The organism is Clostridium magnum DSM 2767 (assembly GCF_001623875.1).
Classification (GTDB): Bacteria; Bacillota; Clostridia; order Clostridiales; family Clostridiaceae; genus Clostridium_AM; species Clostridium_AM magnum.
Map to the genome: position 1 here is coordinate 43,864 of NZ_LWAE01000017.1, position 16,782 is coordinate 60,645.

Annotated in this window: 17 protein-coding genes and 3 pseudogenes; 16 read left to right on the forward strand and 4 right to left on the reverse strand. The window is 32.9% G+C overall.

Translation table 11 applies throughout. The features are described from left to right. The first annotated feature begins 112 nt into the window (after positions 1–112). From ltrA to CLMAG_RS29445, 9 genes and pseudogenes are all read left to right on the forward strand, one after another. Positions 113–1,915, forward strand: a complete 1,803-nt coding sequence (gene ltrA / locus CLMAG_RS29405; protein WP_066631001.1) for a group II intron reverse transcriptase/maturase — start codon at positions 113–115, stop codon at positions 1,913–1,915. Positions 1,916–2,035: 120 nt separating this feature from the next. Continuing rightward, a complete protein-coding gene (locus CLMAG_RS29410; RefSeq protein WP_073393199.1) occupies positions 2,036–3,295 on the forward strand; it encodes a reverse transcriptase domain-containing protein in 1,260 nt (419 codons plus the stop codon). A gap of 110 nt (positions 3,296–3,405) precedes the next feature. Next, a pseudogene (locus tag CLMAG_RS29415) lies at positions 3,406–3,711 on the forward strand (RNA-guided endonuclease InsQ/TnpB family protein); the annotation flags it as partial. Between the two features lie 169 nt (positions 3,712–3,880). Beyond that, positions 3,881–5,131 (forward strand): DNA polymerase Y family protein, encoded by a 1,251-nt coding sequence (locus tag CLMAG_RS29420; protein WP_066631005.1) that lies wholly within the window; start codon positions 3,881–3,883, stop codon positions 5,129–5,131. A 20-nt stretch (positions 5,132–5,151) separates the two neighbouring features. Then, the gene (locus tag CLMAG_RS29425; RefSeq protein WP_066631007.1) at positions 5,152–5,415 is read left to right on the forward strand and encodes a hypothetical protein; all 264 of its coding nucleotides are present in this window, start codon (positions 5,152–5,154) and stop codon (positions 5,413–5,415) included. A gap of 224 nt (positions 5,416–5,639) precedes the next feature. Next, positions 5,640–6,128 (forward strand): GNAT family N-acetyltransferase, encoded by a 489-nt coding sequence (locus tag CLMAG_RS29430; protein ID WP_066631009.1) that lies wholly within the window; start codon positions 5,640–5,642, stop codon positions 6,126–6,128. 39 nt (positions 6,129–6,167) lie between these two features. Beyond that, positions 6,168–6,473 carry a GNAT family N-acetyltransferase gene (locus CLMAG_RS29435; protein WP_066631011.1) on the forward strand — a complete coding sequence of 102 codons (306 nt, stop codon included), beginning with the start codon at positions 6,168–6,170 and terminating at the stop codon, positions 6,471–6,473. A 109-nt stretch (positions 6,474–6,582) separates the two neighbouring features. Beyond that, entirely contained in the window at positions 6,583–6,903 is a 321-nt protein-coding gene (locus CLMAG_RS29440; RefSeq protein ID WP_066631012.1) for a TfoX/Sxy family protein, read from the forward strand. Positions 6,904–6,972: 69 nt separating this feature from the next. Beyond that, positions 6,973–7,299, forward strand: a complete 327-nt coding sequence (locus CLMAG_RS29445; RefSeq protein WP_066631013.1) for an LPS biosynthesis protein — start codon at positions 6,973–6,975, stop codon at positions 7,297–7,299. A gap of 237 nt (positions 7,300–7,536) precedes the next feature. Here CLMAG_RS29445 and CLMAG_RS35140 read toward each other — a convergent pair. Further along, positions 7,537–7,695: pseudogene (locus CLMAG_RS35140) on the reverse strand (ferritin-like domain-containing protein); the annotation flags it as partial. Between the two features lie 283 nt (positions 7,696–7,978). Here CLMAG_RS35140 and CLMAG_RS29455 point away from each other — a divergent pair. The 5 genes from CLMAG_RS29455 to CLMAG_RS29470 all read left to right on the forward strand — a co-directional run bounded on the left by CLMAG_RS29455 (position 7,979) and on the right by CLMAG_RS29470 (position 12,110). Further along, a complete protein-coding gene (locus CLMAG_RS29455; RefSeq protein WP_066631016.1) occupies positions 7,979–8,854 on the forward strand; it encodes a hydrogenase small subunit in 876 nt (291 codons plus the stop codon). Positions 8,855–8,888: 34 nt separating this feature from the next. Continuing rightward, entirely contained in the window at positions 8,889–10,301 is a 1,413-nt protein-coding gene (locus tag CLMAG_RS29460) for a nickel-dependent hydrogenase large subunit (protein ID WP_066631018.1), read from the forward strand. Beyond that, positions 10,292–10,417 carry a hypothetical protein gene (locus tag CLMAG_RS34590; RefSeq protein WP_278331921.1) on the forward strand — a complete coding sequence of 42 codons (126 nt, stop codon included), beginning with the start codon at positions 10,292–10,294 and terminating at the stop codon, positions 10,415–10,417. The genes CLMAG_RS29460 and CLMAG_RS34590 overlap by 10 nt, the downstream gene beginning before the upstream one ends. Before the next feature lie 645 nt (positions 10,418–11,062). Beyond that, positions 11,063–11,305, forward strand: coding sequence for a hypothetical protein (locus CLMAG_RS33340; protein WP_066631020.1), 243 nt, complete (start codon positions 11,063–11,065; stop codon positions 11,303–11,305). After that, positions 11,289–12,110, forward strand: coding sequence for a mechanosensitive ion channel family protein (locus CLMAG_RS29470; protein ID WP_242873179.1), 822 nt, complete (start codon positions 11,289–11,291; stop codon positions 12,108–12,110). The genes CLMAG_RS33340 and CLMAG_RS29470 overlap by 17 nt, the downstream gene beginning before the upstream one ends. A 232-nt stretch (positions 12,111–12,342) precedes the next feature. On the opposite strand, the gene pdxR is transcribed toward CLMAG_RS29470, so the two are convergent. Next, positions 12,343–13,749: a MocR-like pyridoxine biosynthesis transcription factor PdxR gene (gene pdxR, locus CLMAG_RS29475; RefSeq protein WP_066631024.1), complete on the reverse strand. Its 1,407-nt coding sequence runs from the start codon at positions 13,747–13,749 to the stop codon at positions 12,343–12,345. Positions 13,750–13,850: 101 nt separating this feature from the next. Between pdxR and CLMAG_RS29480 the strand changes: the two genes are divergently transcribed. Further along, complete coding sequence (locus tag CLMAG_RS29480) at positions 13,851–14,273, forward strand: CGGC domain-containing protein (protein ID WP_066631026.1); 423 nt, start codon at positions 13,851–13,853, stop codon at positions 14,271–14,273. 91 nt (positions 14,274–14,364) lie between these two features. Continuing rightward, positions 14,365–15,549, forward strand: a pseudogene (locus CLMAG_RS34845) (ASKHA domain-containing protein). Positions 15,550–15,661: 112 nt separating this feature from the next. On the opposite strand, the gene CLMAG_RS29495 reads toward CLMAG_RS34845, so the two are convergent. Both CLMAG_RS29495 and CLMAG_RS33345 read right to left on the reverse strand, forming a co-directional pair. After that, a complete protein-coding gene (locus CLMAG_RS29495) occupies positions 15,662–15,943 on the reverse strand; it encodes a hypothetical protein (RefSeq protein WP_139264200.1) in 282 nt (93 codons plus the stop codon). 547 nt (positions 15,944–16,490) lie between these two features. Next, complete coding sequence (locus tag CLMAG_RS33345) at positions 16,491–16,718, reverse strand: hypothetical protein (protein ID WP_066631033.1); 228 nt, start codon at positions 16,716–16,718, stop codon at positions 16,491–16,493. Positions 16,719–16,782: the final 64 nt, after the last annotated feature.

Consider the following 16,782-nt stretch of genomic DNA (forward strand, 5'->3'; position numbering starts at 1 on the left):
AACGGAGTTGTCATAGTAGTTGGAGCAAGGGAAAGCCTTGTACAATGTGGCTACCGCCACTATGCGAAGGGCAACAGGTTATTTAATTGATAAACAAATGGAGGTATGCGAAATGCAAAATGCTGAAACGGTGTTATCAATACTAAAACAGAAATCTGAAAATGATGAACAATATGTATTTGATAGAATTTACAGAAATCTTTTTAACGAAGAATTCTATATCAGAGCATATAAAAAAATCTATGCTAAACAAGGTAATATGACTCAAGGAATTGATGGAAAAACAATTGACGGCTTTAAAAAGCAGACAATTGTTGATGTGATAGAATTGTTGAAATTCGAACAATACTACCCACAACCTGTCAGAAGAACCTATATACCAAAAAAGAACGGTAAAATGAGACCTCTAGGTATACCAACATTTACAGATAAGCTGATACAGGAAGTAATAAGACAACTACTTGAAGCAATCTATGAACCAATATTCTGCGATTCATCGCATGGCTTTAGACCAAACAAGAGCTGTCACACCGCACTATATCAAATAAAAAGTAAATGCAGAGGTACAAACTGGATTATTGAAGGTGATATAACTGCCTGCTTTGATAACATCGACCACGATGTGCTAATCAGAATCTTATCAAAAAAAATAAAAGATGGCAGACTACTTGAGTTAATCAGAAGATTTCTAAAAGCAGGATACCTTGAATTTGAAAAAATGCATAATTCGTTTTCTGGAACTCCTCAAGGTGGAATTATCAGTCCCATCCTCGCAAATATCTACTTGCATGAATTTGATAAGTATATGGAGGAACTATGTAAAAAGTTTTCAAAAGGAAAACAAAAGAAAGTAAATCCAGAATATCATAGACTTAATTGCAAGAGATGGAAAGCTAATAAGAATGGGGATTATGAAAAAGCCAATCAAATATTAAAGGAAATGCAGACGATAAATGCCCTAGACCCTATGGATAGTAATTTTATACGAATAAATTACACTAGATATGCAGATGACTTTCTTGTTTGTATTATTGGCAGTAAAGCACTAGCTGTAGAAATCAAAAATAAAATAGCCTTCTTCATGGAAAATGAACTGAAACTAGAACTAAGCCAAGAAAAGACAATGATAACAAATCTGAGTCACCAAAGGGTTAAATTTCTAGGTTATGAAGTATCAAAAACTCATGAAAACACAAAGCAAGTTATAGATTCTATTGGTCGAAAGAAAAGGTCGGCAAACGGAACGATACAACTGTTAGTTCCAAGCAAAGCTATTAATAAAAAGCTAGAAACCTTCAGAAAACATGGAGTATCATATCCTTTCGTAGCAAAAGTAAATCTACCAGTATTGGACATTATCAATTCCTACAATGCAGAAATACGAGGATTATATAACTATTATTGTTTAGCAACTGATGTCAGTAAAAAAATAGCAACATTTAAATACTATCACTATTATAGCATGATTAAAACCATAGCTCGAAAAGAAAAGTCCTCTGTAAAAAAGGTGTTTAACAAGTATGGAATTAGCGTTCCAAGAAAAATTGGAACGGGAACTCTTCATATAATAGGCATGAAATATAAAACTAAAAATGGAGAAAAAACAATAACATACTTTAACGATAGCCTAAAGAAAATTGATAAACCAATGACCAAAATAAATGACATTTTTGGTCAAAACTTTATCGGTGGACAATTAATAAAAAGAATTAACGCAAATCAATGTGAGCTATGTGGAGCTGATACAAGTGAATTAGAAGTTCATCATATTAGAAAATTAAAAGATATTACCCGCAAGTACAAAAAACGTGGTACTGCAATTCCTAACTGGGTTATGCTAATGAGTACAATTAAGCGTAAAACGCTGGTTGTATGTCATAAATGCCACGTAAACATACATACGGGGAAATATTAACTCTGTTTTAGAAATAGCTGGAGAGCCGAATACATTGAAAGGTGTACGTTCGGTTCGGAGGGGGGCACAGGAAAACCTACTATCGGAAGATAGCAAGGCGTTTGGTGCCTACCCTACAATGTGAACCATAGTAAATTGCTAAAGCAGATGTGGACTATGGGAATACAAGATAAAAACCTATTAAGTATAATATCAAAGCTTCTAAAGGCTGAAATTAAGAATATAGGAATACCAACCAAAGGAACTCCACAAGGGGGAATTATCTCGCCTTTACTATCAAATATTGTTCTTAATGAATTAGATTGGTGGGTTAGTAATCAGTGGGAAACATTGGAAACGCAAAAAACATATACATTCTGGAACAAATATAAAGCGTTGAAAAACACTAATCTAAAAGAAATGTATATAGTAAGATACGCTGATGATTTCAAAATATTCTGTAGAAATCACAAAACGGCACAAAAAGCTTTTATTGCAGTTAAATCATGGCTAAAAGAAAGATTAGGGTTAGAAATAAGTCCAGAAAAATCTAGAGTTATAAATCTGAGAAAGAATTATTCAAATTTCTTAGGGTTTAAATTAAAAGTATATAACAAAGGTCGAAAGGCAGTAGTCAAATCACACATGAGTGACAAGGCTATAAAGAATGTAATAAAAGAAATAAAGGAAAAAATAAAATCTATACAAAAGAAACGAAAGATAGACACTATATCAAAGTACAATGCTACGATATTGGGTATGCACAACTATTATAAAGTAGCAACTCATGTAAGTATAGATTTTAACAGAATAGATTTCTTAGTAAGAAAAAGCCTAAATGCAAGACTTAACAAAATACGAAGCGATACAGGATTTACATCTAAAACATATACCAAATTTTATGGTAACTATAAATTTAAAAAATGGTATATATCAAATGTAGCTTTATTTCCTATAGCTGGAGTTAAAATGTTCAATCCAATGAACTTTACTCAAGAAATATGCAATTATACAACAAAAGGAAGAAACCTAATCCATGATAACCTAAAACAAATAAATCCCAAAACACTACAATATATCATGAAAAATCCCGTACAGGGACAAAGTGCCGAATATAACGATAATAGAATATCCTTATATGTAGGACAGAATGGTAAGTGTAGCATAACTGGGAAAGTATTAGAAATAGGTAATATGGAATGTCACCATAAGAAACCTAGAGAACTAGGTGGAAAAGACGAATATAGCAACCTGACTTTTGTTACAAAAAGTGTTCATGAATTGATTCATGCTACAGTAGAGGAAACAATTAAAAAGTACAAAGATTCAGTAAAATTAGATGTAAATGAATTGAAAAAGCTTAATAAACTTCGGTTGTTAGTTGGAATTTGTGTAATATAAGTAAATAAGTAAATGTTGATGGAACGCCGTATGAGTTCGAAAGTCTCACGTACGGTGCGGAGGAGGGGAAAAGTTGGAGATAACATCAAAGACTTACCTATTCCTATTGCAGAATAGTTGTTGAAGATTTAAATGTAAAAGGTATGCTTAAAAATAAACACTTATCAAAGGCTATACAAGAACAATGTTTTCATAAATTTATTAGTATTTTAGAATACAAAAGTAGATTTAATGGTATTGAATTTGTAAAAGCAGATAGGTTTTATCCTTTGAGCAAAACTTGTTCTTGTTGTGGTGAAATCAAGAAAGATTTAAAACTTAAAGATAGAGTATTTATTTGTCCATCATGTAATTATAAAATTGATAGGGATAAAAATGCGTCAATAAATCTTTCAAGATATAAACAATCAGCATAGTATCACATTCAAGATAATGCTGATATGTACTGCTCGTTACGCAGGAATTTAAGCCTTTGGAGCAACACATCAAACTGGAGTAGCCTTATGACAAAACAGGTTGCGTCGAATAAGGAATAAATCTCTAAATATTAGAATTTAGTAGATTTTATGTAACGGATGATGTTACATGGGTAGATTGATATTTCATATAGATGTAAATTCAGCGTACTTATCGTGGGAGGCAACGTATAGGCTTCAGCAAGGAGATTCAATAGATTTAAGAGAAATACCATCTGTAGTAGGTGGAGATGAATCTAGTAGACATGGTATTGTACTCGCAAAATCAATCTCTGCAAAAAGGTATAGTATTCAAACAGGAGAAACACTATTTAATGCTAGATTGAAGTGTCCAGGGGTTATAATAGTACCACCAAGATATTGGTTATATATGCAATGTAGTTCAGCAATGCATCAAATGTTACAGGAGTATACACCACAAATCCAAAGATTTAGTATAGATGAGAGCTTTTTAGATTTTTCTAACATGAAGCATTTATACCCAGATTATATGGAGTTGGCTGAAACCATAAGAGAAAGAATTAAGCGAGTGCTAGGTTTCACTGTAAACATAGGTATATCAAACAATAAGCTACTTGCAAAAGTTGCATCTGACTTAAAAAAGCCAGATAGAATCCATACTTTATTTCCGCATGAGATTGAGGAAAAGATGTGGCCACTGCCGGTGGAGGATCTATTTATGGTAGGTAGAGCTACAGCACCCAAACTACATAAGATAAATATTAACACTATAGGAGATTTAGCAAACTATGATGTTGAAATACTAAGAAATATATTTAAGAGTCATGGACAGCTAATTTGGAACTATGCTAATGGTATAGATAATTTAGAAGTTAGAAAGAGCAATTATATTGAAATGAAGGGAATAGGAAATTCAACAACTATAGCTTTTGATGTTGAGGATAAGGATACTGCACATAAGGTTCTGTTATCTTTATGCGAAACAGTTGGAATGAGATTAAGGGATTCTCATAACTGCTGCAATGTAGTTGCGGTAAGTATAAGAGGTTCAGATTTAATCTCTTATTCACGCCAAAAGAAACTTAGTACAGCTACAGATTCTACAAGAAAAATATATGACGAGACCTGTATTCTGTTTGATAATGTATGGAAAGGTAACCCAATAAGGCATCTAGGGGTACATATAACAGATTTTTGTAACAATGATTTTTATCAGTATACCTTATTAGATTCCTTTAATTATTATAAGGATAGTAAATTAAATAAAGTAGTAGATGAAATTAGACTAAAGTATGGTTATAAGGCTATTTTTAGGTCATGTTTTTTACAATCAGGTTTAAGCTCTATGTGTGGAGGGGTAGGAGAGGAAGAGTATCCTCTAATGAGTTCCATGTTGTAAGGGAAAGGTGTGTTGTTATAATGAAAATTATAGTTAAACCAATTGAAGTAGTTTCTTACACTAGCAATAAAGGTGAGATAAGACCTTTAAGATTTAGGATTCAAGCTGAAGATGATTCAGTAAAGGTAGTAAAAATAGATAAAGTTATTACAAAAGAAACTGAAAAACTAGCAGGTAACCCTATGCTTGTATTCAGATGTCAAAGTCTAATTGGTAATGTACAGAAACAGTTTGAAATTAAATATGAGTTACAAACCTGTAAATGGATATTATTTAAAATTTAGTAGTTTTAATTAATGTGGCTGATATTATTTAGGTTGCTGGGCTATTGAATTGCAATTTTATATTGGAAACAATACATGAGTATTTATAATTAAGAAAAGATGCTTTCTATAAAGGGATATGGAAATTAATGTCGAATAGTAATACCAAGAAAGTTAGTGTTTGAAGTTATTTATAGAGATGGTTCTGCAGATTAATGATTTTCGTACAAAAGGAGATTGATGTAATGGATATTAAAATTAGAAGAGTAGCTATAGAAGACTTAGATGCGGTAACAGAAGTGGAAGCAAGATGTTTTCCAGAGGCAGAAGCTGCTACGAAGGCATCATTCGAACAACGAATTAAGACATTTCCAGAAAGTTTTTTTGTAGCAGAAATTGATGGAAAAATAATTGGGTTTATCAATGGGTGTATAATCAATGAAACGACTATCTATGATGAACTATTTAGCGATGCTACTCTACACATTCCAAATGGAGATTACCAGACTATTTTTGGACTTGATGTGATTTTTAATTATCGCAATCTAGGAATTGCGGCACAATTAATGAAGCATTTGATAGAAGTATCAAGATTAGCTGGTCGCAAAGGTGTTATTTTAACGTGTAAAGAGAAGCTCATTCATTACTATTCAAAGTTTGGGTTTGAAAATAAAGGTGTTTCAAAATCCGAACATGGTGCTTCTGAATGGTATGATATGATTTTAAAGTTTTAATAAAATCTGCACATGATTTTATTTAGGGAAGGTAATAAAATGATAATACAAACTGAACGTTTAGAGCTTATTCCGTTAACTCCTAATCAATTAAAACTATGGATTGAAGATATTCCTAATGAAAATGGTGAGGTTGAGATTGGCTATGGTTTAGGTAAAGAGTTTGAGCACAACGGATATATGACAGAAGCTGTAAAAGCAATGTGTGAGTGGGCATTAAAACAAAATGGTGTTACAAGTGTAATTGCTGAAACTGAGTTAGAAGGTTTGGCTTCTCAAAAGATTTTAGAGCGTTGTGGATTCAAAAAGGATAAAAGTGGAGAAACTTTTTGGTGGAGATTATGATGATTTTGATAATGTTGAGGATTTAATATCTTTTATTGAATCTGGAATTCGATAAATTTTAATTTAAGGTTGAAAATTATAAATAGTAATTTGAAGAGGGGGATAAGATATGGCTTCTAGTCAAGAATATTTAGATTTTATTATTGGACAATTAGATACACTGGACGATATTTCTTTCAGAAAAATGATGGGAGAATATATTTTATATTTTCGAGGAAAGGTTTTTGGGGGAATATATGATGATCGCCTTTTGGTTAAGATAACCAAGTCGAGTAGAGAGTTGATGCTAGAAGCAATTGAGGAGTTGCCTTATGATGGTGCAAAACCAATGCTTTTGGTTGGTGATGTTGATAATAAAGATTTCTTATATCAATTAATTACGGAGATGTATGAAGAACTTCCAAATCCAAAAGTAAAAAAGAAAAAGTAATTTTTAAATTCAAATTTAAGGTTAATTAAAATTAGTGTAAATAGTAATTTGAAGGGAGAATATTTTATTATGATTATTGACAATAATCCAAAGGAAATAGAAGCAATGGAGGCATTTCATCGTGGTGACAGAAAAGAAGGATTGCGATTGCAGGAAGAGTTTGCTTCGGAATTTCGTGAAGAATATAAAGATAAGGACCATTGTTCATGTAAAAAAGCATGTCGTTATCATGGAAATTGTAAAGAATGTGTGGCAATTCACAGAGCACATCAGGAACATGTACCAAATTGCATGAGACCATTAATAAATAAAAAAATAAAAATATTATCTGAACTTACTGAACATACAATTGCAAATGAAATTGAGCCACCTAAAGAAACTTTGAGAAAAGAATAAAATTATAGAAAGCAAAAACCGTTCGTTACACTTCCAGTTTTTGCAAGAGGGTCTGGCCCTCTTGTAGAACTTGGTAACGAAGTGAACAAATTCTGCTTACTACTATTTTGTATATTTGCAGTATCTTATTAAATGGATTTATTATAAAAATAGGAATTATGGTTTAAACAAAAATGTTTTAGGTAAAAACTGTACCATTTTAATTATATCTATAGATGGAATACCTGGTGCAGTAAATTTTTCATCATCTCTGATGCTAGCAATGATATCTTTTTCTTCTTTAGTGGGAGCTAAAGAAAGTAAGTAATCATAAAAAAGCTCATCCTCTCTTTCCCCCTGAATGGCTTCTTTTATTAGAGCTAATGCTTCTTCTAGGGTTTTATATGATTTCTTCATTTCGTGAATTCTAAAATAATTTTGGGGAACAAAATTGGGTATAGAATAATACATTAGTATCCTCCTAATAAAATGTGATTACAGCATTATTATTATGATAGGTTTTATGGTGTGCTACATGTTTCAATAAAGAATTTGTGTAATATAAAGCAAAATAGTAATAAGTTTGCGTTTATTTTCATATAAATATATGATGCAGAACATAGAAATATGGAGTGAAATCCATAAAATTAGATAGAACTTTTTAAGATGTTCCTTATTAATTTTTTATGGAGGTAATAAGTTGAATAGTAAGGCAAGCTGTCCTTTATCAGCTCATAAGGAATTGTCAGCATTAAGTATAGTTAATGAAGCTATCCGAAGCATCAGAGCCGGAGAAAATCGGAAGATAAATGCTATATGGCTGGAGGCTACAGGATGTTCTGGCAATATCATTTCTCTTCTAAATGCAACAGATCCTGATGTGATTTTTTTTCTGAGGGAAATGGTAAATCTAACTTATAACAACAGCATAATGGCAGAAGAAGGAGAAAGCGCCTTTGAAGAGTTTTTAAGGACCTTGAAAACTGAATTTATTTTGCTGGTTGATGGAGCTGTTGCATTAAAAAAGAACGGAAATTATAATATTGTAGCTAAATATAAAGGCCAGGACATAACTGCTTTGGATGCAGTTAAAATGGCAGGAGAGAAGGCTAAATATGTTTTGGCAGTAGGAACTTGCGCATCTAGCGGGGGAATTTCAGCTGCAAGACCAAATCCTTCAGAATGCGTTAGTTTAAGTAATGTACTAAAAAGAGAAGTAATTAATCTTCCAGGCTGTCCTTGCAACCCAGCCTGGGTTATAGGAACTTTAGCCCATATAATTACTAAGGGAAAACCGGAAGTTGACAATAGAAATAGGCCAATTTTATTCTACGGAGTTACAATTCATGACAGATGTCCTAGAAGGTCATTCTTTAATAATGGAATCTTTGCAAAAAAGCTTGGGGAAGAGACTTGCATGTTTAAATTAGGCTGCAGGGGACCAATTACCAGAACTGACTGCCCAACGAGAAAGTGGAATGGTCGTGTTAACTGGCCTATTGGAGACAATACACCCTGCATAGGCTGTGCTAATTTTGCTTTTCCAGACGGTATGGAACCTTTTGTGAGATATTAAAAGGCCAACTTTGAATTGAGGTGAAGGTGAATATATGAGTAGAACAATAAAAGTAAATCCATTAACCCGTATAAGCGGTTTTATGGAGATAGAAGTGAAACTCCAAAATAATAAAGTAGTTGATGCTAAAAGCAGCGGACTGTTATTTAGAGGCTTTGAAAAGATGCTTCTAGGAAGGTCGCCTTTTGATGCTATCTATTTTACTGAGAGAATATGCGGAATTTGTTCCACAGCCCACTCAGTTACATCAACTCTTGCACTTGAAGATGCGCTCAAAGTACATCCAAATGAAAATGACAAAATGCTGAGAGATATTATTCATGGGTGGGAGTTTATTCAAAATCATATAAGACATTTCTATCTTTATACTTTGCCGGATTTTGTAGTTACTCCAGATATTCAGCCGGTGTCATCAGCGGGAGGATATGATTTAAGGCTTCCGGAAGCTCTAAACAAGAAAATATCAGAGGATTATTTGGAGGCAATAAAGTTCAGCAGATTAGCTCATCAAGGTTTGGCAGTGCTTGGAGGGAAGGCTCCACATAATCATGGAATTTTCGTTGGAGGGGTAACAGAAAGTTTAGATGCTTCTAATCTCATTAATTTAAAGTATTTAGTTTCCGAAATAAAAGCTTTTATAAATAACAGGATGCTGGAAGATGTCAACATTATTGCAGAGTACTATAAGGACTATTTTAAGATGGGTCAGGGATATGGGAATCTGATGACTTATGGAGTATTTGACACCTATAAGGATAAGGAAGTAAGCTACGTAAAGCCAGCAGTTTTGATTAATGGCAATGTGAAACCCTTTGATCAAATGAAGATAACAGAAAATATATATAACTCCTGGTACAAGGGCGAAACAGTTCAAAGTAATCCATTTGGTGGCTTTACAGAAGATGATATGGACAAAGCTCAGGCTTACAGCTTTGTTAAAGCACCTCGCTATGAAGGTAATGCCATGGAAGTAGGACCTCTTGCCAGAATGATTCTAAGCGGTAACTATCCAAACAAGATATCCATGATGGACAGGACGATTGCAAGAGTTTTAGAGGCTAAAAAGGTGATAGATATAATTGAAGGACTGCTTGAAAGAGCCAGCTTTGAACCAGTAGGACAAAGACAATATGAGATTCCAGACAATTCAATAGGCAGTGGGCTTATGGATACTACAAGGGGCTCTTTGGCTCATTGGGTTTCTATTGAAAATAAGGTAATAAATCATTACAACATTATTACGCCAAGTGGCTGGAACTGCTCTCCAACAGATTCAAAGGGAGTAAGGGGAGTAATAGAACAGGCACTTATAGGTACTGACATTCAAAATCCAGAGCAGCCTGTTGAAATAGGAAGAATTGTAAGATCTTATGACCCATGCATATCATGCGCTACACATATTGTTAGTGATAGGTTTAAGCCGGTAGAAATAATAATATGTCAATAAAAATAATAGCAATAGGAAACAGGCTCATGGGTGACGATGGGGTGGCTATTCACGTAATTGAAAAACTAAGTAAAAACTTTGAGGAAGGTAGTATTGACGTAATATCACATTTCTAGGTAATAAATCATATTATAATATTGTAGCACTATTATAAAGAAGGGATAATATGTATAATACTTATAGGATGCCGTGTCCTTATTATACTGATTCAAGCTATAACCAAGACAACACGTATTATGATTATTACACCTATGCGTGTCCTTACTTCGAAAGCATACCAATGTATGACGCGGATTTTTCGAGAGAGTTTTATAGACCGGTTCAATGCCTACAGATTCTGAATTTGAAGAGGTGCTAAATTATAAAGTTATTTGCTATTGTTTAATGGATAATCATGTTCATTTAATGATTAAAACAGATATAGAACTGTTAGGAGAGTTTAGGGGAATATAATATTGAGGTATAATAAAGAGTACTGAATCTAGAGGTGAGTGCTTTTTATTATGTTTATATTGTAGTGACTCTTGAATACAATTCCAATAAAGAATAAAATAGTATTGTGGTAGATTATGTAGAAATATTAATCATGCCTATAGCTCACTCCTTTCTTCTTTGCTGGAAATTGTGATGTAAAAAATCTTAATTTACCCTAAAAAGTTGGGGGAGCAAGTTATTTATATAAAAATCTTGAAAATAAAAGGGTTATGTCAGAAATCATATTGAAATTTTTGACAATATCATCTTTTGAGGAGAGGGTAGAAATGAAAAATCGAATTAGAGAAATAGAGGAGCAAATTATCGAACTTAAATCTAGAATGCCGGCCCATTCACTACAACCAAGGATGCTTCAGGAACTAGAAGATTTAGAAGCTGAGTTAGATGATTTAAAAGCAAAAGTCAATATTAAAATTCATAAATTCAATAATCACTCAGACCCTTCTCGTTTAAATCAACAGCACAATACTACATTAGAAAGAATGGAGCGATATGATGAACCTAAGTAATTTAAATCTTCAAAGTTTAAATCAATTGATAATTACTTTTGCTAGCAGAATTTTGATTTCAATAACAATCCTTGTCGTAGGATTAAATGTTATTAAGAGAGTCATAAAATTGATACAAATCACATTTGAAAGGATTAATTTAGACAAGTCCTTGAAATCATTTCTATTATCTATAATAAAAGTATGTTTTCAGATATTGCTGATAATAACTATAGCATCAATGTTAGGGGCTGAGATGACATCTTTTGTAGCTATTATAGGCTCCGCAGGGTTAGCTATAGGTCTAGCACTGCAAGGCAGCTTGTCAAATTTTGCAGGTGGAGTTCTTATTTTAGTACTAAAACCATTTAAGGCTGGAGATTATATTGAAGCAGCTGGCTATTCAGGGACAGTAGAGGAAATTCAAGTATTTTATACTATATTAAATACTCCAGACAATAAGAAAGTAATAATACCTAATTCTAATTTATCAAATAGCGGTACTATAAATTATTCTGCGAATCCGACTAGAAGAGTAGATTTTATTTTCGGAGTTGGATATGAAGATGATATTTTTAAAGTAAAAGAAACTTTGCAGAAGATTGCCAATGAGCATCCTTTAATTTTCAAGGATCCAGAACCACAAATAGTTTTAGGAAAGCATGATGCAAGTTCAATAAATTTTTTCTTTAGAGTTTGGGTAAAAACTGAAGATTATTGGAAAGTTCATTTTGATATAATGGAAATAGTTAAAATTGAATTTGACAGAGAAGGAATTAACATTCCTTATCCTCAAATGGACGTACATATACATAAAGAAGATTAAAGAGACTGATGTTTATGATAGTAAGATTTGTGATTTCTTTACTATTCTTACAAGCAAATGGTTCTTTCCCCTTATACTATTATGAATTAGTAGTATAAGGGGACTTTTAATGCTCTTTTTTTCAAAATAACCTAACAATAGGCATCACACCAATTTTAGTTATCTTACATTTTTGTGCTATATATTGAGCCGTAGCATTACCCATTGATAAAAGTCTTTTTTTATATACTTACTAAATACACCATGCCTTTTTCAATATCCCAATACCTTCTTCAATCTGCATTTCGGTTAAACTGCCAAAACCCAGTAAAATCATAGGAAATTCATTGGATACACCTTCAGCATAATAAATTGAGGTTGGATAGACCTTTATTTTCATCTTACCAGCAGATTGAATTAATTCTTCTTCTGTCATTCCGTTTTTAATTTTCAACAAAACATGCAGTCCAGATTTTTCACCAATGATTTCAACTTTTTCTTTCATGTGCTTATCAATTGAGGAAAGTAGTATTGATTGTTTCTTACGATATAATTTTCTCATCTTACTTATGTGTCTTAACAAGTGACCGTCCTTCATAAATCTATATAGTGTATTCTGATGAAGCCTAGATACAGTGTGCTCATATATTTTAAAATGTTTTTGATATTTCCCCACCAATTTTGAGGGTAAAACTAAATAACTGACTCTAATTGAAGGAATTAAAGATTTTGAAAATGTGCCCACATAAATAACATTTTCATTGCTATCTAATCCTTGCAAAGAAGGAATTGGCTTTCCCTTATATCTAAATTCACTATCATAATCATCTTCGATTATATAGCCATCTTTTTCTTCACACCATTTCAATAACTCTAATCTTCGAGAAACTGGCATAATCATTCCATAAGGAAATTGGTGAGAAGGTGTAACATAGACAACTCTAGCAGGACTTTTTCTTAAATCTTCTATACAAATACCATCTTCATCTATTGGAATAGGGTAGACATCTACTCCTTGGTCTTCAAGAACATTTCTTACGCTATTGTAGCCAGGGTTTTCAATTGCATATGTATACTCTTTACCTAACAGCATAGACAATAATATCATCAGATATTGAATACCTGCTCCAATAATAATTTGTTCTGGAACACATCTAACACTTCTTGATTGGAAAAGATATTTAGATATCTCTTTACGTAAACATTCCTCTCCTTGAGGGTTACCTATTAATAAGAGGTCGCTTTGGTCTGAATACAAAGATTGTACTGCCAATTTCTTCCATAGGGGGTGTGGAAAATTATTCGTATCCACAGAGCCTGAACGAAAATCAATTAGGTATTCAAGGGTATTCTTCAATTTTATATTTTCATTAGGGTTACCCATAAGTGGTAGACTACATAACAAGTTATCTTCTAGTTTTTTTACAAATATACCTTTGCGAGGTTTACTTTCTACATATCCTTCTGCACATAATTGTTCGTAAGCAGTTTGAATAGTGTTTTGGCTAATCCCTAGATGACTTGCTAATTTTCTTTTTGATGGTAATTTTGTTTCTGGTTCAAAGGTCCCAATTTGTATTTCTTTTTTGATATATTCATATAATTGAACATAGAGTGAGATGTTTTTTGAGTAATCCAAAATAGGCGTAATTTCCATCATTTTTATATCTCCTATAACTGATACCATAAAATATGTTAAAACTGATACTTTTAATTGTACCAGACTGAAATTATAATTAAAAGAAAAAAGGGGGAATTAGTATGAATACTAAATATGTTGTTATCATTCAATGCGATATTGCACAAAGAAGGTGCAGTGGATTTGCATGTACAAATGCTTTTTATAACAAAGAAGAGATTTTTAAAGATTATGAGGATACTACAAGATATATTTCTTTTACTTGTGGCGGTTGCAGTGGAAAAGGAGTTGCTGTAAAATTAGAACAATTATCTAAGAAATTAAGTAAAAAAACTGATATTAGTAAAGATGAAGTTGTAGTTCACTTATCATCTTGTATGGTAAATGAGAGTTATCATTCTGATAGATGTCCACATGCAGACTATATTAAGAGTATTGTTACAAAGAAAGGTTATAAAAATATAGTAGAGGGATCTTTTATAAGTGCTAATGCAGCAAGAAAAAGGAAAGAAGGTATATACAACTGTTATGATCAAGAACAGTAATTTGAAGTAAGGTTTTGGAGGTATTTCACAATTATTGAAAAACATTTGAAATTTTACGTATAATAATGAACAAAATCTAAGGAGAGGAATAATAATGAAGCCAATATGTAGAAAAGAATACCTTGAATTGAAACCACCGGAGGTTGGGGATACAGTGGCTGATAAGGATAGAATTGTGAAGGCATTAAAGCCTAAATACGGCAATGTATATATTTCTATTTCTACATTAAAATCTTATTACAAGCTGTTAAGAAATTTTGACTGGAAACTAACTGTCACAATAGTTCAAAATGTTTATTGCTCAGAAATTATTATAATAGAAACTGGAAATACTACAGATAAGCATTTTGCCTATGCGGCGGATCTTGGAAGCACAACTGTTGTTATGCAATTAGTTGATCTAAACTCTGGAAATGTACTATGTGAAGAAAGCATATTAAATCATCAAGCCACCTATGGTGCAGATATACTCAGCAGAATCTTTTATGTGAAGGATAATGAAGATCATTTAAAGGAAATCCAGCAAGCTACTCTGAATAACTTTAGAGAACTTATGGACAAGATTCATTCCTTGACAGGAATTTCCCCATCAGAATGAGGAGCTTTAATTATTGGGGGAAATACAACAATGATCCATTTCCTATTTGGTATTGATCCATGGTTTATATTCTATACACCATATACTCCTTCTTTTAACCGATGCGACTTTATTTCAGGGAGAGATATTGGACTGCCTTTTAGCGGATTGGTTTATTGCTTTCCTTCTGTAGCTAATTATCTTGGTGGTGATATCATCAGCGGATTGTTAACTGCTCAGATTCATAAAGGAAGTGAATTGTCTTTGTACATGGATATTGGGACAAATGGTGAAATGGTTTTGGGGAATAATGAATTTATGATTAGGGTGGCAGGAGAAGCAGGAACAGCTCTTGAAGGCGGTATAAGCAAACAAGGGATGAGAGCTAGTAGGGGAGCTGTGGATTCAGTTAGAATCGTTAACAATGAGATGATCATTACCACTATACAGAATGCAAAACCAATAGGTATATGTGGTTCAGGAATTGTTGATCTTCTGGCTGAGATGCTTCTTGAAGGTTGGATTGATTACTCAGATAGATTTGTTCCTGGTAGATCAGAGCGTATCGTTTTGAGAGAAGGAGAATATGTAGTAATATATGCATGGGAAAATGAGTCCGGTTCCAGTGAAGAACTTTTATTCAGCCAAACAGATATTTTAAGTTTCATGGATACAAAAGCTGCAGCAAACACCAAATAGGTGGCTTTTTCACGGTATCTCTCAATATAGAATTTTAGTCATTTTTCATAGAATCATTATCATAACATGAATAAAAATATACAGAGTTTACATATTTACCACATGGATAATATTATCCCATTTCTTGCGGTGAAACTATTTCGTTTTTGAGAACATTCTCCGCTGTATACGGGAAGTTAGGAGATATTTGATTGTTTCTGTAAAGCAGGAAAAGAGGGACTAAAGGGAGGTGGCTGGCGTCAACCCAGGTAAATCCGTTTTCAGGGGTTACACCTGATGGACGTGGCGCACCAAAGCTTATAACAAGATTTACATAGCCCATTTTATCAATTATGGTCTGATAATCTGAGATTGTATAGAGTGCTATAAGACCTATTGGTGTTATAAAACTCATACTCCAATATCGCATGTCTTCATCGCCTGCGATTCCGAGACTACATTATTATTATTATATGTTTTAGTTCGAAGAGTGTGTTTTTATATGGATTCTATGTTCTATGGGGAGCATAGAACTTTAGGTATAAGAAAATTTAAACTTAGGGAAGATGTGATGTTACCTTGGATACAAGAAAAAACAGCACTAGCTTTTAGTGCTGTTTCTATAGCAAACTATATTTTACTCAGTATTGGTTGTTTATACTATCCTCTTATTGTTTTTCTTTTTTCTAAATAAGATTGCGCGACTCCAGATAGTATCAAAGATAGCTGGGGCAACATTTGTCTCTGGGTTTGCATAAATCCTGAAACCTACATAAGCGTCCTCATTGTTATCAACACCGTATGCTGATCCTTTGGGTTGTCTGTACTATAAGGTATTATAACTTCATTGCCTTCTTCAGCTTTTCTTGCCATCTTTACTGTGTAATAATATTTCGAGTTTTTATAATCTTTAGGAAAATACTCGGTGGCAGGGTACTTTAACTCATCTGTAATATTGGCTCCTACAACGCCGTTCCAGTATTCTTCGCCGTAAAACTAATGTTGAAAAATGTTGCGAAGTCCGTTTGTGCGTGGTCAACACCATATAGTATCACAAAATCCTCATCAGTTTCTAATTGGAAATTGTCTGTCCTTATATAGAGGCCATCCCTGTTATCATAATACACAGGAACATCCTGTAATATTCCCTCATAACCATCAAGTATCCAGAGTTTTGAATCCAGATCCACAGGTTCATATTCTTCATTTTCATATTTCTTAATTATCTCATTTCGCAGGTAATCATTTCATTTC

What these genes read in the sequence shown, in the direction of transcription:
- ltrA (WP_066631001.1), top strand. Translation starts at nt 113, where the DNA reads ATGCAAAATGCTGAAACGGTGTTATCAATACTAAAACAGAAATCTGAA.
- CLMAG_RS29420 (WP_066631005.1), top strand. Translation starts at nt 3,881, where the DNA reads ATGGGTAGATTGATATTTCATATAGATGTAAATTCAGCGTACTTATCG.
- CLMAG_RS29425 (WP_066631007.1), top strand. Translation starts at nt 5,152, where the DNA reads ATGAAAATTATAGTTAAACCAATTGAAGTAGTTTCTTACACTAGCAAT.
- CLMAG_RS29430 (WP_066631009.1), top strand. Translation starts at nt 5,640, where the DNA reads ATGGATATTAAAATTAGAAGAGTAGCTATAGAAGACTTAGATGCGGTA.
- CLMAG_RS29435 (WP_066631011.1), top strand. Translation starts at nt 6,168, where the DNA reads ATGATAATACAAACTGAACGTTTAGAGCTTATTCCGTTAACTCCTAAT.
- CLMAG_RS29440 (WP_066631012.1), top strand. Translation starts at nt 6,583, where the DNA reads ATGGCTTCTAGTCAAGAATATTTAGATTTTATTATTGGACAATTAGAT.
- CLMAG_RS29445 (WP_066631013.1), top strand. Translation starts at nt 6,973, where the DNA reads ATGATTATTGACAATAATCCAAAGGAAATAGAAGCAATGGAGGCATTT.
- CLMAG_RS29460 (WP_066631018.1), top strand. Translation starts at nt 8,889, where the DNA reads ATGAGTAGAACAATAAAAGTAAATCCATTAACCCGTATAAGCGGTTTT.
- CLMAG_RS34590 (WP_278331921.1), top strand. Translation starts at nt 10,292, where the DNA reads ATGTCAATAAAAATAATAGCAATAGGAAACAGGCTCATGGGTGACGAT.
- CLMAG_RS33340 (WP_066631020.1), top strand. Translation starts at nt 11,063, where the DNA reads ATGAAAAATCGAATTAGAGAAATAGAGGAGCAAATTATCGAACTTAAA.
- CLMAG_RS29470 (WP_242873179.1), top strand. Translation starts at nt 11,289, where the DNA reads ATGATGAACCTAAGTAATTTAAATCTTCAAAGTTTAAATCAATTGATA.
- pdxR (WP_066631024.1), bottom strand. Translation starts at nt 13,749, where the DNA reads ATGATGGAAATTACGCCTATTTTGGATTACTCAAAAAACATCTCACTC.
- CLMAG_RS29480 (WP_066631026.1), top strand. Translation starts at nt 13,851, where the DNA reads ATGAATACTAAATATGTTGTTATCATTCAATGCGATATTGCACAAAGA.
- CLMAG_RS29495 (WP_139264200.1), bottom strand. Translation starts at nt 15,943, where the DNA reads ATGAGTTTTATAACACCAATAGGTCTTATAGCACTCTATACAATCTCA.